Below are 25840 nucleotides of genomic sequence, written 5' to 3'. Positions count from 1 at the left end.
TTATGAAGGCAGACAATCGAAACATTTTTGCCGTTAAGGCATTTCTCAGAGAATATCTGGACCTGAGAAAGGACAAAGACAACGAACTGGCAACGGTTGATTCCATCCGGAAAGGTGTGGAGTTCAAAGGGGCTAACCTCTGGATTCTGATTTTTGCTATCTTCATGGCCTCACTCGGACTGAATGTCAATTCGACGGCCGTCATTATTGGTGCCATGTTGATTTCACCGTTGATGGGACCAATCATGGGAGTGGGGCTATCGGTAGGGCTGAATGACTTTGAGTTGATGAAACGCTCTCTGAAAAGCTTCCTGATTACTACGGCGTTCAGCGTGACGACGGCTACTATTTTTTTCCTGTTTACTCCCATTGCCGAAGCGCAGTCGGAGTTGCTGGCACGCACGTCACCGACAATTTATGACGTTTTCATCGCACTTTTCGGTGGACTTGCCGGAGTGGTTGCCCTTTCTACCAAAGAGAAAGGAAATGTAATTCCGGGTGTTGCCATTGCTACTGCATTGATGCCGCCTCTCTGTACGGCAGGTTATGGGTTGGCTTCCGGCAATCTGATCTATTTTCTGGGAGCATTCTACCTCTATTTCATCAATTCCGTATTTATCAGTCTTGCCACGTTTATCGGTGTACGGCTGATGCACTTCCAGCGGAAAGAGTTTGTAGACAAGAACCGTGAAAAGAAGGTACGTCAATATATCGTATTCATCGTGATTCTGACTATGTGTCCGGCTATTTATCTTACGATGGGAATTATCCGGAGTACCTTTTTCGAGACGGCGGCCAATCGTTTTGTCTCCGAACAACTCAACTTTGATAATACCCAGGTTCTGAATAAGAAGATCCATTACGAAGGAGATTCATGCGAGATCCGTGTCGTGCTGATCGGTCCGGAAGTGCCGGAAGCTTCCATCGCCATTGCCCGCAGCAAGATGAAAGACTATAAACTGGAAAATACGAAGCTGATTGTTTTGCAGGGAATGAACAATAACGATGCGATGGACCTCTCGTCAATTCGTGCCATGGTAATGGAAGATTTCTATAAGAATAGCGAGCAACGTTTGCAGGAACAACAAGTCAAGATAACCACACTCCAGAAGAGCCTTGAACGATATAAGTCTTACGATGAAATGAGCCGGAAAATCATTCCGGAACTGAAAGTACTTTATCCTTCGGTGACGGCTTTATCTATTTCGCATACGATTGAGACGACGGTCGATTCGATGAAAACAGATACAATTGCACTTGCCGTGCTGAAGTTTACCCGCCATCCGAAGAACGATGAAAAGGAGAAAATCAGTGCGTGGCTTCAGGCGCGGGTAGGAGCCAAGAAACTCCGGTTGATTGTTGAAGAATGACGGGAAGCATATGGCCGGAGAAAAGAAGATGAATAAACATGATTAATATAAATGAATAGAAACAAAGTAATTAACTCTTTCTGTAGCAGAAAGAGATGGGGGGAAGTTCTGTGTCTGGTTTTGCTTTTTCTCTACCCGGCTTCATTGCATGCCGATGAAGGTATGTGGATGCTGGGCAATCTGAATAAAGAAACCCGTAAAGCGATGAAAGAACTGGGATTGCAGATGCCTGCCGACCGGCTTTACAGTACGAAGCGTCCGTCGCTGAAAGACGCTGTGGTCAGTTTCGGAGGATTCTGCTCGGGAGTAGTCGTTTCCGAGGATGGCCTGGTATTTACCAATCATCACTGCGGGTTCAGCAGCATACAACAACATAGTTCGGTTGACCACGATTATCTGAAAGACGGGTTCGTGGCGCATAGCCGGGAAGAAGAGTTGCCCAATCCCGAGTTGTATGTCCGCTTCCTGCTACGTACAGAAGACGTTACCCGCCGGGTCCTGAAAGCTACAACACCCGGTATGACCGAAGCTGAACGAGGTTTAGCCATCGATTCGATGATGATATTAATAGGGGATGAAGTCTCGAAAAAGGACTCCACATTGGTTGGCATTGTAGATGCTTATTACGGAGGCAATGAGTTTTGGCTTTCCGTTTACCGCGATTTCAACGATGTGCGTCTGGTGTTTGCGCCACCGTCCTCTATCGGTAAGTTTGGATGGGACACGGACAACTGGATGTGGCCCCGTCATACAGGCGATTTCTGTGTCTTTCGCATTTATGCCGATAAGGAGAACCGCCCTGCGGACTATTCGCCCGATAACGTGCCCTATCACCCCGAATATGTAGCTCCGATTACGTTGGATGGATATAAAGAAGGTTCGTTTTGCATGACGTTGGGCTATCCCGGCAGTACAGAACGTTATCTTTCTTCGTTTGGTATCGAGGAAATGATGAACGGGATGAATCAGGCTATGATCGACGTCCGCGGAGTGAAACAGGCCATTTGGAAACGTGAGATGGACCGGAGAGATTCTATCCGTATCAAATATGCGTCGAAATATGACGAAAGCTCCAATTACTGGAAAAACAGTATCGGGACCAATAAAGCCATACGCAAACTAAAGGTGCTGGATAAGAAGCGCCAGGCGGAAGACGCGCTCCGAAAGTGGATTCAGAAGACTCCGTCAGAACGGGAGAAGTTGCTGCACCTGATGTCGTCGCTCGAACTGAACTACAAGGATCGTAAAGAGGTGAACCGGGCGATGGCCTATTTCGGAGAGTCGTTTATTAACGGTCCCGAATTGGTGCAATTTGCGCTGACCATCCTGAACTTCGACTTCGAAGCGGAACAGAAGCAGGTGGTGGCTCAGCTCCAGAAGTTGCTCGATAAATATGCAAACTATGATGTGACCATTGATAAAGAAGTGTTTGTAGCCATGTTGAAGGAGTATCGGAGCAAAGTGGACCGGGCATATCTGCCCGATCTTTACCAAACCATAGATACGCTTTACGGAGGCAATGAGCAGATGTATGTTGATTCATTGTATGCTCATTCTGAGATCACTTCTCCACGCGGCTTGAAGCGTTTCCTGGAACGCGATACTACTTTCCATATGGTCGATGACCCTGCAGTTTCGCTCGGCATTGATCTGATTGTGAAATTTTTCGATATGCGTAGTCAGATGGCTGAGGCTTCTGATAATATAGAAAAGGACGAACGCGAGTTTAATGCCGCCATGAGAAGGATGTATGCCGACCGCAATTTCTATCCGGATGCCAACTCGACAATGCGGCTGAGTTTCGGTACCATAGGCAGCTATTCACCTTACGACGGTGCCGACTATGACTATTATACCACGGTAAAGGGAATTTTCGAGAAGGTAAAGGAGCACAGTGGTGACCCCGACTTTGCTGTACAGCCGGAGGTCCTGTCCCTGCTGGCATCAGGTGATTTCGGACGTTATGCCGACGAAAAGGGAGATATGAATGTATGTTTCATCTCAAACAATGACATTACGGGTGGCAATTCCGGCAGTGCCATGTTCAACGGCAACGGTGAATTGCTGGGGTTGGCATTCGACGGGAATTGGGAAGCGATGAGTAGCGATATCGTTTTCGAACCCGAAGTACAACGCTGTATCGGGGTCGATGTACGATATATGCTCTTCATTATCGAAAAGTTCGGAAAAGCAAGCCAGCTGATACAAGAACTGAAAATAGAAGACCGAAAGAAGTAAGCCCTTACCCTAACGTCTCAGTATGATTACGATTACTGCTGAGATTATGAGCAGAATGCCGATTCCGATGCTCCGGGTAAAGGGTTCGCCGAACATAAAGATACCTACACAAACAGCTGTTACCGGCTCCATGGCTCCAAGTACGGAAGTGAGCGTGGAGCCGATGCTTTTTACGGCCTGTACTAATGCCAGGTTAGAGATTACGGTTGGAATCAATGCCAGCAGCAGCAGATTTCCTCCCGTATGCCAGTCGGGAATGGCTTGAATACCCGTGGTCGCGCCTATCCCCACCAGCAGGAAAAGCGTACCGAACAGAAAAACATAGAAAGTAAGCCTTAGCCCTTTCATCTGTCCGATCTTGAGTTGACTCACCGTAACCAGGTAAAGCGCATATCCCAAAGCCGACAGGAGAACGATGAACAATCCGATGGCAGTAATTCCACCGGAACTGTCGCCGTAAGAAAGGCAGGAGACACCGACTACGGCAAGAGCGATGGCGAAGAAGCGCCAGGCTGACTTCTTTTCGCGGAAAAAGATCATCATAATCAGCGTGGTCAGTACCGGATACATGAAATGGATGGTAGTGGCTACCCCGCTTGCCATGAATTTATATCCCCAGAACAAGAAGACTGCGGACATCAGATAGAGGAAGGCAAGTAGCGACAGCGAAGGGATTTCTTTGCGGCTGATACGGAAAGACTGTTTGTCGAGCAACAGGATACATCCCAAAGCTAAGCAGGCGAACAGGAACCGATAAAACAGGATGGATTCGAAGTGCATTCCCTCACGCATGGCAGGGATGGTGAAAAGAGGAATCAGCCCGAAGGAGGCCGATGAAAGCAGACCGTAAAGGAAACCATTAAATTTGTTCATACCCGAAAACTATTACCTGTTTTTTTAATTCACGCAAAGGTAGTGTTTTTGGGGACAATATAAATAAGGGAACCTTGACTTAATCTTTTCTTATCATTTTGACTTTTTGCTTTTCTGACCCTTCCAGAATCGTTTATTTCGGGCCTCTCTCCGGTTGGTGTGAAAAAAATGTCCGGAATTTGCATTAGGCTCGCGATGTGCTGTCTTTGATTCGCTTGATCTGCTTTCTATTTTTAGAGTATATCGGGTGATTGCAAACAAATAGTTGCTTAATCTCTTTGTTTGAGCTCTTTTGGGTAGTTTCCGGTTGCTGCTCTATTGAAATGAACCAGCTTGTGAACAGAAGCTTTTTCGGAAAAAGTGGGAATAAAGAAGGTCTCTTCCTCCGATGGAGTAAGCATTTGCTCCGGATGGAGTAACCTTTCGGGGGAAATGCAGGTTGCATTTCGTCCGGAAGCCTGCTCTTCGGAGTGAGAAAGCCCGGCTCTTCACCCCGCTCAGACCGTTGCTAAGTGAAGTGAAGAGCCGGGCTTTCATCCGGCTTCTCTCCGAAAGAGAAATTTTATAAGAAAGGGAAGTAAGCAGGGAACGGCTAATCAAGTCTTTTTGAAAGTTGACAGGCCGTTCTTCCTATCTTTTTGTCCTTAGCTCTTCTTGGGTTTTCTTCTTGCCCATCCCTCTTCGCTGAAGTCGGGTTCGGCATCTTTAAAGAACTGCTTCCATTCATCTTTACCTTTGGGACCACGTGCTGCGGAATATCCGCGTTCCTCGCGGCTGGGCTTTTGGGCTTTCCGGGTGTCCGCCTGTTTGCCGTCTTTACCGGCTCTGCCTTTATCCTTGCGGTCGGCCGATGCGGCTGTATTTCTTCCTTTGCCGCCCTGGTCACTGCCTTCATTCCGTTTTCCGCGTCCTCTGCGTTCCGTAGGTGCCTCTTCTCCGGCAACCTCTACCGTAACCTTGCGTCCGTTCCAGTTTGTCCGGTTCAATGCTTTTACTACGTTCTGCGCTTGTTTCTCTTCTACTTCGAAGAACGAGAAGTTCTTCAGCAGGTCGATACGTCCCAGTTCCACTCTTCCACGGGTGTTATTGTTGAGCAGGGTAATCAGTTCATGGGGGAAGAAGTTATCCATCTTACCCAGGTTGATGAAAAGTCGGGTGAAACCCGGTTCTGCCTGGCGGCCACTCTTGCCGTCACGGCTTTTTACGGCACGTTCGCTGCGGCTGTCTGTCGGCACCTCTATTTCTTCACGATTGCGATAATAATCCACGAACCGGTTGAACTCGTGCGATACCATGCGCTTGATAAGGTCCTCCTTGCTCAGCCATTCCAGTTTACGATAAATTTCGGGCATGAAGTCATTAATGTCTTCCTCGTTTACCTTTACTTTTTCAAGGTCATCGATCACTTTAAGAAGCTGTTTCTCGCAAATCTGTTTGCCGGTAGGCATTTCGCCGGCAATGAACTTCTTGCCGATGATACGCTCTATTTCGCGCATTTTTCCCTTTTCACGCAGGTTGATAATCGCAATCGATGTACCTGTCTTACCGGCACGTCCGGTACGTCCGCTGCGGTGTGTGTAGCTTTCCGTATCATCCGGCAACCCGTAGTTGATGACGTGTGTCAGGTCGTCTACGTCCAGTCCGCGTGCGGCAACGTCTGTGGCTACCAGTATCTGGAGGTTGCGAATACGGAACTTCTGCATCACCGTGTCACGCTGTGCCTGCGAAAGTTCTCCGTGCAGTGAATCGGCGTTATAGCCTTCCTGCATCAGTTTATCGGCAATCTCCTGGGTCTCTTTACGGGTACGGCAGAAGACGATACCGTAAATCTGCGGATAATAGTCTACGATGCGTTTCAGTGCAGCATATTTATCTTTTGCGTGTACGGTATATACCACATGCTTCACATTGCTCGTACTTTCGTTTTTGCGTCCGATGGTAATCTCTTTTGCATCGTGAAGGTAGTTCTTCGAAATACGGGCTATTTCGGGGCTCATCGTAGCCGAGAAAAGCAGTGTGTTGCGTTCCTGCGGAACATCGGCCAGGATAGCGTTTATACTCTCCGTAAAGCCCATGTTAAGCATTTCGTCCGCTTCGTCCATTACCACGTTGGTGACAGTGGCAAGCGATACTGTTTTGCGTTCCATCAGGTCGAGCAGACGTCCCGGTGTGGCAACAATGATGTGCACACCCCGTTTCAGGCTGCGTATTTGGCTGTCGATGGACGAACCACCGTATACGGGCAATACTTTCAGCCCGTCAATGTATTTGGAGTAATCGTTCAGATCGCCCGCTATCTGGAGGCAAAGCTCACGTGTAGGGCATAGAACGAGTGATTGGGGGATTCTGTTTTTTACGTTAATTTTTTGGATGAGGGGCAAGCCAAACGCTGCGGTCTTACCCGTTCCTGTCTGTGCAAGAGCTACTACATCATTGTTCTCTCCTAAAAGGTATGGAATCACTTCCTCCTGTACCGGCATGGGATTCTCGTATCCCATCTCTTCAATAGCTTTACGTATCTCCGGAGAAACGCCAAGCTCTTCAAATGTCTTCATTAAATCTCTGTATATCTTTATATTCGGGTGCAAAGATACGGATTAATTGTGAATTACGAATGATAACAATAAATAATGATGGACAAAAAATGCGTTATTCCAGCAAGATGTTGCGTAGTCTGTGTGTGTCCTCGGGCTGCAGACCAATTGCTTTCTGCAGATAAGTGGATACATCACCGTATTTGCGCTCTATCTCGTCTTTGGCTGCATTAAGGAAATCTTCTTTTGCCGAGAAAAGAGTGGTAATGGCCTCCTGCGAGTTGGCGGGCAGGTTATAAGCGTACTTGGACGCTTTGGGGATATTAAAGTAATCGTTGCTCAGACGGTAATCTTCCATAATGATATCCGCATTAACATCTAAAGCAGCCAGTATCAGGGCAGATACGATGCCGGTCCGTCCTTTTCCCGACGAGCAGTGAATCACTACCGGATAGCTGTTTTTGTCGAGCAGGATATCGAATATTTCCTTGTATTCCTTCTGGTATTTTACCACCAGTTCGCGGTTCATCTCTTCCACCATGTGGTAAATGGTATCCGTCTTGATCTTCTCTTGTTGTATGCCGTGCAGGATATGTTCCATATCACCCGTACTGATAGGGATATGCACCACATTGAATCCTTTTTGCAAAGGAGGCGTATTATGGAGTTCGCTTTCGGAGCGCAGGTCCAGAATGGTTTTGATGCCCAGATTCTGTAGTTTTCTGAAGGCAAAGCAATTCAGGCTGTCTATCTGTGCCGAACGGTAGAGCTTGCCCCAGCGTACGTGCTTTCCTGTAGCGGATTTATATCCTCCCAAGTCGCGGAAGTTCTGTATGCCGGGCATATTTACATTGCGGGGAGCCACTTTTACACGGTATTTGTCATTGAATACCATTGTATAATAGGAGCGTTTGGAAGGATCGTTGGTCACAATCGTTATCCGTGCGTCGGAGATGTTAGCCATGGCGACGGGATTGTCTTCGGGTATGAACTCCGGGTTGTCGGATGCATATACTTTCACCTGCCCCTTGATGAGAGGGGTTGTTTCCCATTTAAGAATACAGTTTCCTATATTATTCTCTTCGCAAACCACCGAAATGTTAGGAGACATATCTGTGCACGAAGGCAGAATAAGTAAAATAGTTAGTAAATTGAACAGGTTTTTGTACATAGTTCGTATTTGTCTGAGAGCACTATTTGCAAAGATATGGATTCTTGTTACATGGTATAATTACTTTGCTATAATTAGACAACGTTAATAGTAATTAGCTACGGGCTACACGCTACGGGTAATTATGCCGGATGATGCACATTTACTTGTTGCTTGTAGCTCGTAACTGACAAGCATTAACGGTAGTTTGCCGCAAACTCCTCCGATACGGAGTTGCTGAAACTCTTGCAGACTTCTGCGGAGAAATCCTGACCGCATTGTATCACCTTATCCCAGGTCTCCTCACTCAGGTTTTGCAAGTCGCGGTAACGGACGTCATATTTTAACATGCCGTAGATCAGGCCGGCATTGAAGTTGTCTCCTGCACCGATGGTACTGACTGCTTGCAACGGGGTGACAGGATACTCTTTCGATACTGTGTTGGTACGCAGCGAGATTTTTTCTGCTCCGGCTGTACAAAGGAATAGCGGACAATAGAACTTGATTTTATCCTTGTAGATCTTCTCTGCGTCTTTGATTCCGTACATGTAATAGAAGTCTTCCAGAGATCCCCTTACGATGTCGGCATATTCCAGATTCTCGATAATGGTTGGAGCTAACTTCATAGCCTCGTTCTTATGTGAAGAACGGAAATTGGGATCATAATATACAATCGCTTTTTTCTCTCTCGCTATGTCCAGCAGTTCCAGAATCTTGTCGCGTAAAACCGGATTCAGGGCATAGTATGAACCGATGACAATGATATCATCTTCGTTGATGGGAGGGAACAAAACGTCCAGCCGCTGTTTGGGATAGTCTTTATAGAAGATGTATTCCGCGTCGCTGTGTTCGTTCAGGAAAGCCAGGGATACGGGCGATTTGCCATCCGGGAACACATTGACGTGATCCGTCGGGATATGATTGTCACGCATGAATTGCAAGATGATGTTTCCAACATGGTCGTTGCCCGTTTCGCTGATGAAACATACATTGACTCCCATGCGTCCTAAAGAAACGATGCCGTTGAAAACAGAGCCTCCGGGAACGGCTGCCGAAGGCTGGTCGTTCCGGAAGATGATATCGAGTATAGTCTCTCCGATGCCGATTACTTTACGCATAGTTTTCTTGATTTTTCACCCAGATAACCACCGTGATGGCGTTTGGAGTATTCTTCGATAGTGAATTCAGTCCTTTTCATTGTTTGTACCACGAGGATATCGCCGATGACGGTCATTACCGTAGTCGAGGTAGTAGGGGTCATGCCCAGTGTACAAACCTCGGCAGGGTGCCCTGTACTCAGGCATACATCTGATTCGCTGGCAAGCGGACTGTCGGGGTTTCCGGTGATAACGATGAATTTAAGGCCCGGATTCAGGTTGTGGGCCAACTGCGTTAACTCTACGATTTCACGGGTTTTGCCCGAGTTTGAAATCAACAGCAACAGGTCGTTCTCTTGCAGGATGCCCAGATCGCCATGTTGCGCTTCGCTGGGATGCAGGAAGACAGAGGGAATACCGGTCGAACAAAACGTAGTGGCGATGTTCATCGCTATTTGTCCGGCTTTACCCATGCCGGAAGTTACAAGTTTGCCTTTTTTTCTGTGTATTTGTTCCACAATCAACTCAACCGCCTTTTCGTAGGCATTGGTCACGGGAATATTCAGCACGGCTTGTGCTTCCTTTTGCAGGAGTTCTTGAATCGATTCAATCATTATATCTTAGTTGTTAATTCATTAAATGTGTTTGCTACTTCATAATAGGAGGACAGCGGATGGCGGGCAAATCCTCTTGCCTGTAATTCGCTGAGTACGGCAAGCAACGGGCTATAAAAACCATTTGCGTTGTAGAAGATCACTTTCTTCTGGTGATAACCGATGGAAGCGGCTGCCATGACATGAAATACTTCATCCAGCGTGCCGATACCGCCGGGGAGAGCCACCAATACATCCGACTGTTGCAGGATGATATCCTTGCGGTCACTCAGATTGTGTGTGCGGATCATTTCATCGAGATATGTACTCACTTTGCCGTTCTCTTCAAGTTTGGAGGGTACTACACCGATGACACGTCCCCCGCTTTCTTTGACTGCCTTTGCCACACATTCCATGAGTCCGAGGTTGGCACCACCGTAGATAAGTGTCTTGCCGTTTCTTCCCATCCATTCGCCAATCTGATGGGCTGCATCGAAGAATGTCGGGTCGATGCTGTCGGACGCGGAACAGAAAATTCCTATCTTTTCCATAAGGGTTATTGATGTTATAGCTTACAAATATCTGCAATTTTCTATAAACGACAATAAGTTTTATTGTATTTTTGTATCCTCAACCTAACTTAATAGTAAGAATGAAGCAGTTAAGTACCCGTGCAGAAATGCAATATAATATACATACCCTGTCCAACGGTCTTCGCATCATCCATGAGCCTTCGCTTTCAAAGGTGGCTTATTGTGGATTTGCCGTAGATGCCGGCACCCGTGATGAGGCTGAAAACGAACAAGGAATGGCCCACTTTGTGGAGCACCTGATTTTTAAAGGTACCCGGAAACGGAAGGCATGGCATATCCTGAATCGTATGGAGAATGTAGGAGGCGACCTGAATGCATATACCAATAAGGAAGAGACGGTGATCTATTCGGCATTCCTGACCGAACATTTTGGGCGGGCACTGGAATTGCTGGCAGATATTGTTTTTCACTCCACTTTTCCGCAGAACGAGATAGAAAAGGAGACGGAAGTGATTATCGACGAAATACAGTCATACGAAGATACTCCTTCGGAGCTTATTTTCGATGACTTTGAAGATATGATTTTCCGGAATCATCCGTTGGGACGCAACATTCTGGGCAGGCCGGAATTGCTGAAGCAATTCCGAAGCGGGGATGCGGTTGCTTTTACTTCCCGGTTCTATCAACCTTCCAATATGGTATTCTTTGTTTTGGGCAACTTCAACTTTCAGAAAATAGTCCGCCAGGTGGAGAAACTGTTGGCAGACCTTCCGTTGATTGGAGTCGATAATCACCGTACTCCGCCTCCCCTTTACGTACCGGAGCATCTGGTTGTCCATAAGGAGACCCATCAGGCGCATGTGATGATTGGCAGTAGGGGATACAATGCTTATGATGATAAACGTACCGGCTTGTATCTGCTGAATAATATTCTGGGTGGTCCGGGGATGAACAGTCGCCTGAATGTTTCTCTCCGCGAGCGAAGAGGATTGGTCTACACTGTGGAGTCCAATCTGACATCGTATACGGATACGGGAGCTTTCTGCATCTATTTTGGAACCGATCCTGCGGATGTGGATACTTGTCTGCGGTTGACTTACAAAGAACTGAAAAGGATGCGGGATGTGAAAATGACCTCTTCGCAGCTGATGGCTGCTAAAAAACAACTGATCGGGCAGATTGGAGTTGCTTCGGATAATAATGAAAATAATGCGTTGGGGATGGCAAAGACCTTCTTGCATTACCACAAGTATGAATCATCTGAATCTGTTTTCCGGCGAATCGAAGCATTAACTGCAGAAGGGTTGCTGGAGGTAGCCAATGAGATGTTCGCAGAGGAATATCTTTCTACACTGATCTACAGATAAGAAGAAAAGGAAGAGGGTGCATCTGAGGATTGACATTACTATTAGACACACAATTAATACTTATATAAATCTTTACGATGCACTCTCTGACCTTGGAATATATAAACTAAAAAAACATCATAATCAAGGCTATGCCGAATCGCATAGACACCCGTAGTACAGAAAGTGCTAAATAAGAATATGCCTGAGCGCAAATACATAGTATTTGGGTGCAGGCTTAACTCTGTTATGAAGAGTATAAAAAGAAGTGTATTCTTTGAATGTTATTAATTTCTGAGAGTCCGTCTTGGCAGCCGGATGGAGGTTATTGCTTTGTTTATACGGGTTGGCCGAATCCGAAACAGCCTTTTTGACCAGTATCCCTTGATTAAAGTCGAATAGGTCGTGTCTTGAGTTATCAAAAGAAGGTATGTTGTGAGTATAGCTTTTTACGGCAGTAGTGACTGTCACCCCGTTATTGGCGGGTTGTAGAGCACTGCTTTTCTGGGTACCGAATACCAAAAATAACAGGCATAGCATTAATAGTTTGATGTATGCTGTCATAATTGGCGCAAATGTATGGATTAATACGGATCTTTACTTCGGGTGGCTTTGCTTTTTCTCGGGTTATTAATTATTTTTAATAATAGGAAATTGAACCGTCCAAAGGAGCTGACCGGCAGTGGGGCCATTAGTCACCTTGGATGGTTCAGTCTGCGGAGTTTGATTTATACTTTTAGTTTAATCTTAGCTTTGACCAGTAATCCTGTGATACCGACAATAATCAGTGAGAATATGGCCGATTTCATTAATCCCGGTATGCCGCTGCCCAATGCGGTGGGGTAGTGTAATCCAAGTAGTTGTTGCATTGCATACCAGATATATGGAATGATATAGCAGGTAAGGGTTGCGGTTCCTGCCGGTTTGATAATATCGAACCAGCCGGTTTTGCCTTTTATGTCAGTCAGCCAATAGAAGAAGCCGAATGACGGGAAGAAAGCTGCCGTACAGAAGAAGAACCAGCTTGGAGTGGCTTGTATCTTTGAGATAATCCAGAAAGGATGTGAGGCAAAGCCGGCTGCCAGCATAAGGAGGCCCAGACCGCATAATATCCCTATAAACTTTCCGGGGCGTTCGGGGCTGGCATATTTCTGCATCAATAGTGAAGTTAGCATGCCCGATATTCCGAATGCGTGTAATGTCATATCACTTGGTATGAATGGAAGCGGCAGGATGTCTGCATGATTCAGCAATGCCAGAATGATAAACAGTACCCAGACGAAAAGGTTGCGTACCAGGTTTTCCCGGGTAAATAAATATACAGAGGCACAGATTACATAGGTCCAGCCAATAAGGCCCAGAATTCCCCACCATTTCTGCTGGAAAGGTGCTCCATGAAATCCTTTGTAGAGGATCAGGAAAGTCAGCAGTAAAATACCTGCTGTCTTCATTCCCGTATAGAGATATTTCTTTCGGGTGGTTATCGGTTGAGGGTATACTCCCCAGATCAGGAAGAAGCCAATCACCATAATGATAGAGAACCAGGGATGGGAGAGTCCTGCCACTCCTCCGCTGTTTACAGAGAAAAGTCCCATAACAACCAGTGCCACGGTTCGCCAGAAAATATGCATAATCACTTGGAGCGGTGAATCGCCCTTTTGGTATCGGTTTTGTACCGCAAACGAAATAGACATGCCCATGCAGAACAGGAAAGCCGGGAAAATAGTATCGGAGAAGCCTAACATGTCTTCTGTCATTGCTGCGTGTCCAAGCCAATGGGGGATGTTTCTGAGTCCGGGAATATCATTCACAAAAAGCATAAGGAACATGGTGAGTGCACGGAATACATCGACCGCAGCGACTCGTTGAGGGGATGAGGTTTTCATAATGTGTTAAATTAATCAGGGGTTATGCTCACAAAGATAGCGTAAAAATGTTTAAAGTCTGCTGTCTTCCGGCTTATTCCGCTTATCTTTGCCTGAAAACCTAAAAAATTATGATGACATTAAGCCGTATTACGAGTGCTGACGATTCACGTCTGAACCGTTTGATTCCTTTGTACGAGGAGTCTTTTCCCGAAAGTGAGAGAAGAAAAATCGGGCAGTTGAAACGAATGATTGAGAACCATACCCCCATGTATTTCAATGCTATTGAATGTGATGGAGAGTTGAGTGGAATGTTTGTATACTGGGATATGGGTGACTTCTACTATTTGGAACACCTGGCTGTATTCCCGGAAATGCGGAATAAAAAGATAGGGCAGCAGGTGCTTGATTATGTGGCCGGACACCTGAAAGGACTGCGCCTGCTGGAAGTAGAGCCTACGGAAGATGAAATGACTACCCGGCGCGTGAACTATTATCGGCGTAACGGATACAAGGTGCTCGATAAAACCTATGTACAGCCTTCTTATCATGCTATGGAGAACGCCTGTCCACTTTGGATTATGGGAAATGAAGATTCTCCCCGACTGTCTGAACAGGTGGAAAGAATTAAAGAGGAAGTGTATAGGCAGCAGATAGGATGAGGCCTTATAAATGTGTCAAAACTATCGCTGGCTCCACAGAAAAACAGAGATCGAGTAGGCTTCGGTCTTACTTTCTGTGTTAATCTGTGGAGGCAGCGGTGGGTGAAAAGGTCTTTTACTGCCTTTTCGTGTTTTTAAAAGATTGATTTTGCAATTCCCATTTCCAGTCCTCTTAGCTCGGCAAGTCCGCGCAGGCGTCCAATGCAGGAGTATCCCGGATTGGTTTTCTTCTTTAAATCGTCCACCATTTGGTGTCCATGATCCGGACGCATGGGGATAGATACTTTTCTTCTCTGTTGTAATTCAAGGAAAGCTTTCATGACCCGGTACATATCTACGTCTCCTTCCAGGTGGTTGGCTTCGTAGAAATTTCCTTCGGAATCTCGCTGAGTGCTTCGGAAGTGGACAAAATTGATACGATCGCCGAATTGTTTCATCATACCTTCCAGGTCGTTGGCACTGCTTACTCCAAGTGATCCGGTACAGAGACAAAGCCCGTTCGATTCATTAGGCACAGCATCGATCAGTGCCTGAAAATCGGCCGCACAACTCATGATACGCGGTAAACCCAGAATGGGGCAGGGTGGGTCATCCGGATGAATCACCAGCTTTACACCGGCCTCGTCTGCTACCGCAGTCACTTCTTTCAGGAAGTAGATTAAGTGGGCACGTAGCTTATCCGCGTCGATACCTTTGTAACGATTCAGTTCCTGTTGAAACTGCTCCAGCGTGAAACTCTCTTCCGAACCGGGAAGTCCGGCAATCATATTACGGACAAGGAGTTGTTTCTCCGTTGCGTCCATCTGTTCGAAACGAATTTTTGCTTTGGCTTTTTCTTCATCGGTATAGTCGTTCTCTGCACCCGGTCGTTTCAGTAAGAAAAGATCGAAAGCGATAAAAGCGGCACGTTCAAAACGAAGTGCTTTGGAGCCATCGGGTAGGGTATAGGCAAGATCGGTGCGAGTCCAGTCGAGTACGGGCATAAAATTGTAGGTAACGATATGAATTCCACATTTACCGAGGTTACGTAAGCTCTCTTTGTAGTTTTCGATGTATTTTCTGTAATCGCCTGTCTGGGTTTTGATGTGTTCGTGTACCGGGACACTTTCTACTACCGACCATCGCAGACCGACGGATTCGATCAGTTCCTTTCGTTTCATAATTTCTTCTACAGTCCATACTTCGCCATTAGGGATGTGGTGGAGAGCGTTGACAATTCCCGTAGCTCCGGCTTGTTTAATGTCCCAAAGGCTGACAGGATCATCCGGTCCATACCAGCGCCAGGTTTGTTCGGAAAGAAAGAGTTTATTCTTTGATGAAGTGATATAAGGTTGATTCATAAGTCATTTTTTACTTTTGAAAGTAGGTTTAATCATTCTGTTCGTTTTATCTCTGGGGAGGGAAGATGCATGGGAGAGGTCTCTTTACATTGCAAAAGCATTGAATCCGCCGTCCACTATGGCCACAGTGCCCGTTACGAAGCTTGCTGCGTCGCTGATCAGGTATTGTATTGTGCCGCATAACTCTTCAGCGCGTCCCATACGTCCGAATGGGGTTTGGCGGATGACATCCTGTCCTCGTTGAGTATATGTTCCGTCCGGATTGGTTAGTAAAGTGCGGTTCTGCTCTGTCAGGAAGAAACCGGGGGCAATGGCATTTATACGGATTCCTTCACCAAACTTTTTGGCTATTTCTGTGGCCATAAATGCGGTAAAGTTGGAAATGCCTGCTTTGGAAGCCGAATAACCGGCCACACGTGTCAAAGGCCGGAAAGCTGCCATTGAGGAGAAATTGACAATAGCTCCGCTTTTCTGCTCTGTCATCGGTTTTAGAAATACTTGTGTCGGCAATACGGTACCGGTCAGATTAAGATCCACTACCTTCTGAAATTCATCTATTTTCAGATCGAAGATGTCACTTGCCGGTGCAATCGTAGCTCCCGGCATATTGCCGCCTGCCGCATTGAGCAATGCGTCTACCCGCCCATAAGCTTTCAATATATCTGCCAGGTTCTGTTCAAGGATGTTCCGGTCGAGTACATTGGTTGCCAGGAACAGAGCTTCGCCCCCTTTGGCGCATATTGTTTTTACTATCTCGTTGCCCACTTCGGCTTTACGTCCGAGGATAACGACCTTGGCACCTTCTTCTGCCAGATGGACTGCAATTGTTTTTCCCAATACTCCTGTTCCACCGGTAATGACCACTACCTTATCCTTTACACTAAATAAGTTTGCCATACTATTATATTTTAAGTTTAAACTTCTTCTTCTATAGCTCCGTTATCGTACACGCAGCATGCAAATATAGTTATAAAGTTGATGGAACGGTTCAAAAAAGGAAGGAAATTAATTTTTGGTCAACTCCTTTTATCGGGGATTGGCTATTGTTTGTTGCAGTATTAACAAACTTTCCGGTCCCATATTGAATAAGAGGTCGATGATACTCAGGTTGGGCAGGAATCCGTGGCGGGTTTCGAAAACCTGATAGTAAGGTTGGGGAATAAATTCCGGATCGGCTTGGCGGAAATTCTTTTTGGGATGGATGGCTTCCCGGAAGTCTATTTCGTTCGGGGCGAAGTCCGCTTTATATTCGGTGGTTCGTTCCGTATCAGGTTGTATATCTATCAGCTTGCATACAAGCCGGCACAATTCTTCATTGAAATCTGTGAGGAATTCATATTTCTTTTCATAGAAAGGGCGAAAATCGTCTTTATAATATTCAAAAAAAGGGGTGCTGTTATAGGCCGATTCCATTGCATTCCAGTGCAGATGCCTCCAGTTGCCATGGTCGGAAATCCGGATATCCTTCATCGGACATTTCGGGTTTTCCGGTTTTACGGTAGGAACAGAAAGTGCCAGTTCTCCCTCCGGACCTGCAATAGTACAGCGGTTCCGGTAGGTCTGTTTCATGTAATGATCGTGCTGCTCGATGAATATTTTATCGTAATTCAACAGTTTACTATAATATTCTACGGGTGCCAGATAGGCAGAAGAGAGATAAGCGACTTTCATGGGTAGTTGATACTTTGTGATTACTTGGTTGCTGATATATAATTTGTGGTTTGTGGGACTGACTACTTCACCGGTTGGAAGAATCGGTTCCAGCGGTATCCGTTGAAGATTCCCGTATGGTCTTTCTTTGAGAACCAGATTCGCGAAGCTTTCCCAATGACATGATCTTGCGGCACAAAGCCGAACAAGCGGGAATCGGAGAGATTTACCGAGTTATTGGAAGCCATCCAGTAATAATCTTTGGTAAAATAGCAATGCTGTGAAGGGTGACCTTCAATGTAGAGCGTATCGTTCCGGATTTCCGCTTGTTTGCCTTCATGCAACACCAGCGTATTCCGCAACAGGGTCCTGTTCCACGGATAAACTCTGACGGCCTTTCCCTTGCCAGGGATGATGAGCGGTTTAGTTTCTTCCTGCCGGCTTTGGCTCAGAGGTTGTATCCAGCTTTTTCCGTTCATCGCCTGTTCAAGCAGATAATATTCGTAACGGCTGAAGCTTCGTACATTCTTGCCTTCATGCTGCCCCATCAGTTCATTGGAGCCGATGGAAAGAATGGAAAGTAGTGAGTCTAACTGCTGTTCCTTGGTCTGTGGATAAGTGTAGAGTTGTTTCCGGTCCGGTCCGAGTTGTGTGTTGCGGTCTACTACATTGAATAGTGAATCGATAAGCAAAGTATCTCCCGGTACACCGATACACCGGCTGATATAGATTTCTCTCCGGTCGATGACCGGTTCTTTGATAGCCGCGGGATTATTGAATACGACGATGTCGTCTTTATCAATGCGCCTTGGATTCCAGCGGTGGTAGGAGAACAGTGACATATAAGGTGCCCGAAGTCCGTAGCTCCACTTATTGACCAGAATACGTTCGCCTTGGAAAAGGGAGTTCTCCATGCCCGATGAAGGTATCAGGCATGAGGTAAAAGCAAAGCCGCGGAGCAATAATACGATAACTATTGCTCCGGCAAATGCTATAATCCATTTAAATCCCTTTCTCATTACTACTTAGTCTACCCACTTAAAGATGCGGTTCCAGCGGATTTTACCGTCAAACCAGCCACGGTCTTTATCCAATGACAGCCATACGACGATCGGTTTACCTACTACGTGGTCTTCGGGTACGAATCCCCAATAACGGGAATCAGCCGAATTATGCCGGTTATCACCCATCATCCAGTAATAATCCAACTGGAAAGTATACTGGTCTGTCTTCACACCGTTAATGTAGATTCCGTCTTCTTTCTGTTCCAGTTTATTGCCTTCGTAGGCAGTGATGCAACGTTCGTAGATAGGCAGATTATCCGGAGTCAGCGTGATAGTGGCTCCCTTTGCCGGAATCCAGATAGGGCCGTAATTGCTGCGGTTCCAGTGAGTATATAAATTCAGAGGATACATGTCTCCGGCATAATCTTCCGGCTCTATCACGATTTTGCTGATCAACTTTTTGTTGGCGGACAGAGTATCATACATTTTTTTTGTGAGCGGAAGGTGATATACAGGATTCAGCCTGCCTTGGGCGTTTCGTCCATCCATTCCTAACTCAATCAACCCTTCTTCATAACCTGCTCCTTCGGGAGTTAATCCCTGGTCGGCTTTACTGATCCCCAGTTCGCGGAACATCTCTTCTGTGATATACGGACCCGTAGTTTGCACAAAGTAGTTGAATTGCAGGTTCTCAGGGTTTTCTATTGCCTTCCCGTCAATCATCACCTGACCGTTGATAATTTGGAGTGTATCGCCCGGCAGCCCTACACAACGTTTTACGTAATTCTCCCGGCGGTCCACCGGACGGGTGACAACTTTGCCATACCGTTGGGGATTGGACATTATTTCTTTTCGTCCGGCATTGTAATATAAATCGTATACTGTTTTCTGTTGTTCCCGGGTCAGACTGTCCATATTGATCGGATTCGGATAAATCTGCTTCCCGATGTTGTATGCCAGTGTATAAAAGTCGGCATCCGGAAAGTTCAGCGCAACAGTGTCTCCTGCAGGGAAGTTAAACACTACAATATCGTTCAGTTTTACTTTACCGAACCCGGGCACACGTTTGTATTTCCACTGAGGCCACTCAATGTACGACTTGGTGTTCAGTATCGGCAGTGTATGCTGTGCCAATGGCATCGATAGCGGAGTATTCGGTACACGGGGACCATAGCTCATCTTGCTTACATACAGGAAGTCTCCCACCAGCAATGATTTTTCCAGTGAGGAGGATGGGATCTGATAATTCTGAAAGATATAGATGTTCACGAAATATACTGCCACCAAAGCGAAAACGATGGCATCTACCCAACTCATTACGCTTCGGACAGTCGGGTTCTTTGACTTCTTCCAGAATGACCAGGGGATTTTCTTGGTAATGTAAACATCGAAAATAAAAGGAACCACAATCAGTCCCCACCAGCTTTTCACCCAGATCAGAAAGATCAGATAAAGAAGAATGGCAATGGAACACTTTATCCATTGAGTACGTGTTGCTTTTCTCATGATGTTAGTCTTTTAAGAATGGGAATAAATCGCTCATACCCAGATAGCCTTCATGGGTTGCTGTGTATTCTGCGGCAAGTACCGCACCCAAAGCAAAACCTCCCCGGTTTTTGGCATCGTGGGTGATGGAGATACTGTCCGCCTCCGAATCGTAACGGATGGTGTGGATACCGAATACTTCGCCTTCACGGATGGAGTGAATCGGCAACTCGTTCGCTGAGTGTGCTTCCTCTTTTACCCAAACGTTTTTACGTTCCATGTTTTCAAGAATACCTTCTGCCAGCGTGATGGCCGTTCCGCTTGGTGCATCGAGCTTGTGCACGTGGTGGGTTTCACTCATGGTCACGTCATATGCTGGGAACTGGTTCATTATTTTAGCCAGATACTTATTGACTGCCGAGAAGATGGCTACGCCCAGGCTGAAATTGGATGACCAGAACAGGGTTTTTCCACCTTTGCTGCATAGTTCCTTTACTTCATCGCCGTGCTCTGCCATCCATCCGGTACTGCCCGAAACTAACTTTACACCTGCTTTGAAAGCTCTCATATAATTGCTGTAGGCTACCATGGGATTAGTGAACTCAATAGCCACATCTGCCGATTTAAACGCTTCGGATTCGAAATCATCCTGATTATTGATGTCGATAATGCTGACAATTTCGTGTCCGCGACTGAGGGCTACTTTTTCGATTTCCCTGCCCATTTTTCCGTAACCTATTAATGCTATTTTCATTGTTTTACTGACTTTATAGACTTTATATCCAAAATATTAGTCGCAAAGATAGGATTTTTATTACATTTGTCGAGCACATTAACGTCTTGTTAACAATGGAACACCTCCTACACTATGTGTGGAAACACAAAATCTTTCCTCTTCATGAACTGCAAACAACCACCGGGCTGCCTGTTGAAGTGATTGATACGGGACTGCCGAATCCTAATGCAGGCCCCGATTTTTTTAATGCCAAACTAAAGATTGACGGTACGCTTTGGGTAGGTAATGTCGAAATACATGCAGTCTCTTCCGATTGGTTCCGTCACGGGCATGATCATGATATAGCCTATGACTCAGTGATTTTACACATTGCCACGGAAATAGATTGTGAGATATACCGCACCAATGGTGAACCTGTCCCGCAACTCCGGTTGGCTTGTCCCCGCCGGGTGAAGGAACATTATGACGAGCTTTGCCGGGCAGACGTACATCCACCTTGCTATTCGATCTTGGAAACTCTTTCCAAACTAACGGTTCATTCCTGGCTGACAGCTTTACAGACCGAGCGTTTCGATCAGAAGAACCAGACCATATCCCGGCGGCTTCAGCGCTGCAACCAACATTGGGAGGACGCCTTTTTCATCACGCTGGCACGTAATTTTGGTTTCGGACTGAATGGAGATGCTTTTGAAGCCTGGGCGAATCTGCTTCCGTTCCGCTCCATCGATAAGCATCGTGACGACCTGACACAAGTGGAGGCTTTCTTCTTTGGACAGGCCGGTTTGCTGGAGGGAGAACCTGTTGACGATTATTTCAGTTGGATGCAGAAGGAATTCCGTTATCTGCAACATAAGTTTGAACTTCCGCCGGTGATGAATGCTTCTTTGTGGCGTTTTCTCCGTCTTCGTCCCGGCAATTTTCCACATGTGAGGCTGGCACAACTGGCTTCCCTATATTACAAAGAGCGTTCCCTGTTTTCACGTGTCATGGAAGCGCAAACCCTGAAAGAGTTAAAGTCGATCTTCTCCGGTCATACTTCTGCTTATTGGGAGGAGCACTTCATGTTTGGCAGGACCTCTCCCCGGAAGGAGAAAAGCATCGGTTCCGGTGCAAGGGAACTGATCATTATCAATACGGTCATACCTTTTCTGTATGCTTACGGTTTGCATAAGGCAGACGAAAGGTTGTGTGAACGCGCAGCTTCATTGCTTGAAGAGTTGAAAGCTGAAAACAACTACGTCACCCGCATGTGGAGCGAAGCCGGAATTCCTGTCCGGACAGCAGCGGACAGTCAGGCGTTGTTACAGTTACAGAAGGAATATTGCGACAAGAAGAAATGTCTTTATTGCCGCTTCGGATATGAATACCTGAAACATAAATAATTCTGTCCTTCCCGATTGGATATTAGGAAGATATATTATCTTTGCCCGCTGAAAATGCGGGGTGGGATTCCCCGTCTTAATAACCCATTCATTATGAAAGTGAAAAGATTTGTGCTTTGTCTGTTTATGCTTACCCTGATGGGAGGCATTTGCTTTATTTCCTGTGGAAATACTTCGAAAGCGAAGGCAGAGAGTGCCGCTACTGCGGAAACGGCTGATGAACCTTTCCAGACGTTTCTGAAGAAGTTCACCTCAAGTGCTTCTTTCCAGTATACCCGTGTGAAGTTTCCGTTAAAAACTCCCATCACTCTGATGACGGACGATGGAAATAGCGAGAAAACCTTCCCCTTTACACAAGAGAAATGGCCGTTGCTGGATGGCGAGACTCTAAAAGAGGAACGCATTACCCAGGAGGAAGGAGGAATCTATGTTTCTAAATTTACGGTGAACGAACCTACCCATAAAGAGTTTGAAGCTGGGTATGAGGAGTCGGAAGTTGACTTACGTGTGATATTCGACTTGATTGACGGTAAATGGTATGTAACCGATTGCTATACCGGGTGGTATGGATACGATCTGCCGATTGACGATCTGAATGAAACTGTGAAGCAGGTGAAAGAAGAGAATCAGACTTTTAAAGAATTGCATCCATAGAGAATCTGGTATCAGGGGGAGGATCACTCAGGGACTCCCTCTCTTTTAAAGAAAAGATAGGTTACTGCTCCAAGATATGCAAGTCGACTAACATCGCCGTGTACTGGTCAAGATTTTACGTACCGGAGTAAATGGCTTTACATGCCGACGTAAAAGCCTTTACATGTCGGGGTAAATGCTTTTACATCGAAAGGAAAATACAGGTAAATATAATTTGCTGACTATCAGTGGTAATGAAACGGATGCCAAACTACGCATTGTCCGGATGAACTTTCTGTCAGAATGCCGAACGGACGGCAATGTTGTATTTGGTGAGCGTAGTGCTTTTATGGATAGCTTTCCAACTTTTCCGGTCGATCTGTGGAGCCAGATACTCCCAGAATGTTTTCATCTTGGTTACCAGTTGCGCTTCGCCACCTTGTATCTGCTCTTCATAATGAAGGAAAACGGCTGTGTGCAGTGCCTTAAGCTTTTCATGCCACTCTTCGGGAGAAAGCTTTCTGCCTTCTTTGTACTCCCAGCCTAATGCAGGGTTTGTCAGTAATCCGCGTCCGATCATCACTCCGGCAAGGCTTGGGAACTTGTCGGTAATGCGGTGGATGTCTGTTACGGTCAGGATATCTCCATTATAGACTACGGGATGTCTGCATGCTTCGTAGAAAGAGGTAAATCCCTCCATGTCTACCTCACCTTTGTATTGCTGGATGCCCAACCGGGGATGGAGGGTGATTTCGGTCAGGGGAGCAGCGTTAAGCAACGGTATCAGTGACAGGCATTCATCCGGTTTTTCCCATCCCAGACGCATCTTTACCGAAAAGCGTATGTCGGGAAATTGTTCCGTTTGTTTTAGCAATGCCTCCACCTTGTCGGGATAAGGCAGCATGCCGGACCCGCATTGCCGTTTTGCCAACATCGGGAAAGGACAGCCGAGATTGATGTCTATCTCCCGATAGCCCTGTTCGATGAAGAGGGCGATCATACGCTCTGTTTTATCCGCTTCGGAGGCTATGAGTTGCGGGATAAGGCGGGCCACCCGGTTGTTTTCGGGTAGAATGTCTCGAACGTCTTTGTGGCGGAACTCTCCCCGGTCTACTCGTACAAAAGGAGTATGATAGACATCTATGCCGCCGAAAACGGCGGCATGGGCATTACGATAGGCTGCCTCGGTATATCCCTGAAGCGGAGCGAAGTGGATAGGTAATGTATTATTCATCTGTTTTTAAAACATAAACATGGCTACACCTACGATACGGTTGTTACCGATGGAATGTGTATCGATGATTTTGCCGTTTTTAAGATTCAGTGAACCGTAAGCAGCGGAAGTATAGGTATATTCCACTCCAAACTTCCAGTGATTGACGTTGTATGTCAGTTCGGCTCCGGCAGTTACTACCTGGTCTACATTGGTTCCTGTTCCGTACAGTTGACCGGATGCTAAAGCATCACTTGTCCCCAGATTCTTGACATATCCCAGGAAGATGCCCGGTTTCCATTTCTGTCCGTATACAACGTTCAGCCATGAACTGGATACCCGGATCGGTGTATATTTCTGTTCTCCGGTCTGCTTATCGATCGATTTGATTCCGAATCCACCGAGCATCGAAGTTTGTGTCAGATTAGAGCCCAATACGGTTTTGGCCCCTACAAACCAGTCTTTATTGCTGTATTTTACATGTCCTTCATAAGATAAAGTGGTGATGCGTTCGTTCACTTTATAAACTTTATCATCTATTTTAGACTCTGTACGGGGTTTCAGAGAGAGAAGTTCTATGCCTGCTCCGGCTATCCATCCGTTGGCTTTATAATCGAGTCCCAGATAGAATTCGGGGACACAGCTGTTCTTTATATAAGCCTGGCTCTTGCCCGCAATGCCTTGCGATAAATACTGCGATTGCCAGATTGCGGCTCCTGTCAGTTGGAATCCCTTATGTGTATAGCGATAGCGAATTTGAGGGGCACGGCTGAATGGCTGGAAAGGTGCACCCACCGAAAGATTCAGTATTTGTGGTGATACGTCACCGAACAGCGGATGCCAGGTTTGGCCGAGTAAGAGAGCTGAACGTCCCCAATCCAGGTTCAGGTAGGCATGGCGTAAGCGGATGGTGGAGTAGGAAGTTCCTGAGCCGCGGAAGTCCACTTCTACTTTGGCAGAAGTCATGGCACGTCCCAATTTAGGGCCGGCTACGTCTATTCCCAGGCGGGTATATAAGGTATAAAAGCTACCGTTGGCAGTTGCGTTCAGGTCCTTGCCGTTTTCATCGAGTACTTCGTCTTTGGGATACATGTAAAACAATCCGTCTACTGTCTCTTCGTTAGCACGGCTGTTGTAATAAAGGTCTGTGCGAATCTGTCCGTAAAACTTATAACTAAAGTCTTTCTTTTGAGCAAAACTGCTTACTGCCATCATCAGGCAGGCAGATAAAATTAGATGCTTCTTCATTTTTTGTGTTATTTGTTAGATACAATGGGGATTTACCCGTTGAAGTTATTATCTTAAATCAATGTAAGATGGTTGTTTCACGCTGCAAAGGTAAGGAAATCATCTGACTGACCATGAAAAAGGATACCCGAAAGTAAACGTTTTCGGAAAAGGTTGTAAAATAGCACCGGATGGAGAATGAAATACTGGAATAAAGTATATATTTTTGCAAGATAAAAATAGAATAGACCATGAAAGTAAAAAAGATCAGTATTGCTAATGTGGAGGTCGATGCACTTCCCGAATTACTGGATAAAGAAAAGATCGGTTTCCAGACTATTGATAATGTGAATTGGGAAGCTTATCCTTATCGTCCGAAAGTGGAGTTCCGTATAGCCCATAGCGATGATGCTGTTTTGTTGCACTTTAATGTGAAAGAGGCCAGTGTGAGGGCTAAGTACGGAGAGGACAACGGGTCTGTGTGGACGGACTCTTGCGTGGAGTTCTTTTCTGTGCCTGCCGGTGACGGTATTTATTATAACATCGAATGCAACTGTATCGGGACGATTCTTATAGGTGCCGGAGCAGAACGTAACGACCGGGAGCGTGCCTCTCAGGAAGTGATGGATCAGGTAAAGCGTTGGGCCAGCCTGGGACGCCAGCCGTTCAATGAACGCATTGAAGAGTGTAACTGGGAAGTGGCGCTGATCATTCCATATACAGCATTCTTTAAACACAATATTACTTCTCTGGACGGAAAAACGATTACTGCGAACTTCTACAAATGTGGAGACGAATTGCAGACCCCGCATTTCCTTTCATGGAATCCGATTAAAATAGAGAAACCGGATTTCCATCGTCCCGATTTCTTCGGTACCTTGGAGTTTGAATAGAATGAACCTGCCTGTG

At 46.2% G+C, this 25840-nt stretch carries 23 protein-coding genes; 7 read left to right on the top strand and 16 right to left on the bottom strand.

Annotated features, from left to right (window positions below):
• Positions 1–2 precede the first annotated feature (2 nt).
• Both ISX59_RS19855 and ISX59_RS19850 read left to right on the top strand, forming a co-directional pair.
• The gene (locus ISX59_RS19855) at positions 3–1370 is read left to right on the top strand and encodes a TIGR00341 family protein (protein ID WP_005779608.1); all 1368 of its coding nucleotides are present in this window, start codon (positions 3–5) and stop codon (positions 1368–1370) included.
• Between the two features lie 51 nt (positions 1371–1421).
• Positions 1422–3608 (top strand): S46 family peptidase, encoded by a 2187-nt coding sequence (locus tag ISX59_RS19850; RefSeq protein WP_005812328.1) that lies wholly within the window; start codon positions 1422–1424, stop codon positions 3606–3608.
• Positions 3609–3617: 9 nt separating this feature from the next.
• Here ISX59_RS19850 and ISX59_RS19845 read toward each other — a convergent pair whose 3' ends face one another.
• The 6 genes from ISX59_RS19845 to ISX59_RS19820 form a co-directional block, all read right to left on the bottom strand.
• A complete protein-coding gene (locus ISX59_RS19845; RefSeq protein WP_005779605.1) occupies positions 3618–4481 on the bottom strand; it encodes a DMT family transporter in 864 nt (287 codons plus the stop codon).
• 644 nt (positions 4482–5125) lie between these two features.
• Positions 5126–7036, bottom strand: coding sequence for a DEAD/DEAH box helicase (locus ISX59_RS19840; protein ID WP_032542262.1), 1911 nt, complete (start codon positions 7034–7036; stop codon positions 5126–5128).
• A 94-nt stretch (positions 7037–7130) separates the two neighbouring features.
• Positions 7131–8186 (bottom strand): tyrosine-protein phosphatase, encoded by a 1056-nt coding sequence (locus tag ISX59_RS19835; protein ID WP_195341227.1) that lies wholly within the window; start codon positions 8184–8186, stop codon positions 7131–7133.
• A 176-nt stretch (positions 8187–8362) separates the two neighbouring features.
• Positions 8363–9283, bottom strand: coding sequence for a carbohydrate kinase (locus tag ISX59_RS19830; RefSeq protein ID WP_188521448.1), 921 nt, complete (start codon positions 9281–9283; stop codon positions 8363–8365).
• A complete protein-coding gene (locus ISX59_RS19825; protein WP_005779596.1) occupies positions 9271–9876 on the bottom strand; it encodes an SIS domain-containing protein in 606 nt (201 codons plus the stop codon). Before ISX59_RS19825 ends, ISX59_RS19830 begins: the two co-directional genes overlap by 13 nt.
• Entirely contained in the window at positions 9876–10406 is a 531-nt protein-coding gene (locus ISX59_RS19820; RefSeq protein WP_005812321.1) for a TIGR00730 family Rossman fold protein, read from the bottom strand. Before ISX59_RS19820 ends, ISX59_RS19825 begins: the two co-directional genes overlap by 1 nt.
• Before the next feature lie 128 nt (positions 10407–10534).
• On the opposite strand from ISX59_RS19820, the gene ISX59_RS19815 reads away from it, so the two are divergent.
• Positions 10535–11755 (top strand): pitrilysin family protein, encoded by a 1221-nt coding sequence (locus tag ISX59_RS19815; RefSeq protein WP_005779593.1) that lies wholly within the window; start codon positions 10535–10537, stop codon positions 11753–11755.
• A gap of 168 nt (positions 11756–11923) precedes the next feature.
• On the opposite strand, the gene ISX59_RS19810 is transcribed toward ISX59_RS19815, so the two are convergent.
• Positions 11924–12298 (bottom strand): hypothetical protein, encoded by a 375-nt coding sequence (locus ISX59_RS19810; protein WP_032541106.1) that lies wholly within the window; start codon positions 12296–12298, stop codon positions 11924–11926.
• 164 nt (positions 12299–12462) lie between these two features.
• The gene (locus ISX59_RS19805; RefSeq protein ID WP_032541104.1) at positions 12463–13620 is read right to left on the bottom strand and encodes a DUF5009 domain-containing protein; all 1158 of its coding nucleotides are present in this window, start codon (positions 13618–13620) and stop codon (positions 12463–12465) included.
• Between the two features lie 110 nt (positions 13621–13730).
• Here ISX59_RS19805 and ISX59_RS19800 point away from each other — a divergent pair, with 110 nt between their 5' ends.
• The gene (locus tag ISX59_RS19800; protein WP_005779586.1) at positions 13731–14261 is read left to right on the top strand and encodes a GNAT family N-acetyltransferase; all 531 of its coding nucleotides are present in this window, start codon (positions 13731–13733) and stop codon (positions 14259–14261) included.
• 134 nt (positions 14262–14395) lie between these two features.
• Here ISX59_RS19800 and uxuA read toward each other — a convergent pair whose 3' ends face one another.
• The 6 genes from uxuA to dapB form a co-directional block, all read right to left on the bottom strand.
• Entirely contained in the window at positions 14396–15601 is a 1206-nt protein-coding gene (uxuA, locus tag ISX59_RS19795) for a mannonate dehydratase (protein ID WP_032541103.1), read from the bottom strand.
• An 84-nt stretch (positions 15602–15685) separates the two neighbouring features.
• Positions 15686–16498 carry an SDR family oxidoreductase gene (locus tag ISX59_RS19790; protein ID WP_005779582.1) on the bottom strand — a complete coding sequence of 271 codons (813 nt, stop codon included), beginning with the start codon at positions 16496–16498 and terminating at the stop codon, positions 15686–15688.
• Between the two features lie 129 nt (positions 16499–16627).
• Positions 16628–17272: a WbqC family protein gene (locus ISX59_RS19785; protein ID WP_032541098.1), complete on the bottom strand. Its 645-nt coding sequence runs from the start codon at positions 17270–17272 to the stop codon at positions 16628–16630.
• A 62-nt stretch (positions 17273–17334) separates the two neighbouring features.
• Positions 17335–18270, bottom strand: coding sequence for a signal peptidase I (gene lepB / locus ISX59_RS19780; RefSeq protein WP_032541096.1), 936 nt, complete (start codon positions 18268–18270; stop codon positions 17335–17337).
• Positions 18271–18276: 6 nt separating this feature from the next.
• Positions 18277–19761 (bottom strand): S26 family signal peptidase, encoded by a 1485-nt coding sequence (locus tag ISX59_RS19775; RefSeq protein WP_220576210.1) that lies wholly within the window; start codon positions 19759–19761, stop codon positions 18277–18279.
• 4 nt (positions 19762–19765) lie between these two features.
• A complete protein-coding gene (gene dapB, locus ISX59_RS19770; protein WP_005812312.1) occupies positions 19766–20494 on the bottom strand; it encodes a 4-hydroxy-tetrahydrodipicolinate reductase in 729 nt (242 codons plus the stop codon).
• Between the two features lie 95 nt (positions 20495–20589).
• Between dapB and ISX59_RS19765 the strand changes: the two genes are divergently transcribed.
• Entirely contained in the window at positions 20590–21858 is a 1269-nt protein-coding gene (locus ISX59_RS19765) for a DUF2851 family protein (protein ID WP_032541095.1), read from the top strand.
• A gap of 93 nt (positions 21859–21951) precedes the next feature.
• Positions 21952–22512 carry a DUF4348 domain-containing protein gene (locus ISX59_RS19760; RefSeq protein ID WP_005812309.1) on the top strand — a complete coding sequence of 187 codons (561 nt, stop codon included), beginning with the start codon at positions 21952–21954 and terminating at the stop codon, positions 22510–22512.
• Between the two features lie 277 nt (positions 22513–22789).
• Here the strand turns inward: ISX59_RS19760 and ISX59_RS19755 are convergent, their stop codons facing one another.
• A complete protein-coding gene (locus ISX59_RS19755) occupies positions 22790–23725 on the bottom strand; it encodes a tRNA-dihydrouridine synthase family protein (RefSeq protein ID WP_032541094.1) in 936 nt (311 codons plus the stop codon).
• Positions 23726–23731: 6 nt separating this feature from the next.
• The gene (locus tag ISX59_RS19750; protein WP_005812304.1) at positions 23732–24952 is read right to left on the bottom strand and encodes a hypothetical protein; all 1221 of its coding nucleotides are present in this window, start codon (positions 24950–24952) and stop codon (positions 23732–23734) included.
• Between the two features lie 230 nt (positions 24953–25182).
• Between ISX59_RS19750 and ISX59_RS19745 the strand changes: the two genes are divergently transcribed.
• Positions 25183–25824, top strand: coding sequence for a carbohydrate-binding family 9-like protein (locus tag ISX59_RS19745; protein ID WP_005779568.1), 642 nt, complete (start codon positions 25183–25185; stop codon positions 25822–25824).
• The last annotated feature ends 16 nt before the right edge of the window (positions 25825–25840 follow it).

The sequence above is a fragment of the Bacteroides sp. FSHCM14E1 genome (assembly GCF_019633785.1).
Classification (GTDB): domain Bacteria; phylum Bacteroidota; class Bacteroidia; order Bacteroidales; family Bacteroidaceae; genus Bacteroides; species Bacteroides hominis.
This window is presented reverse-complemented; position numbering and strand designations above follow the sequence as displayed.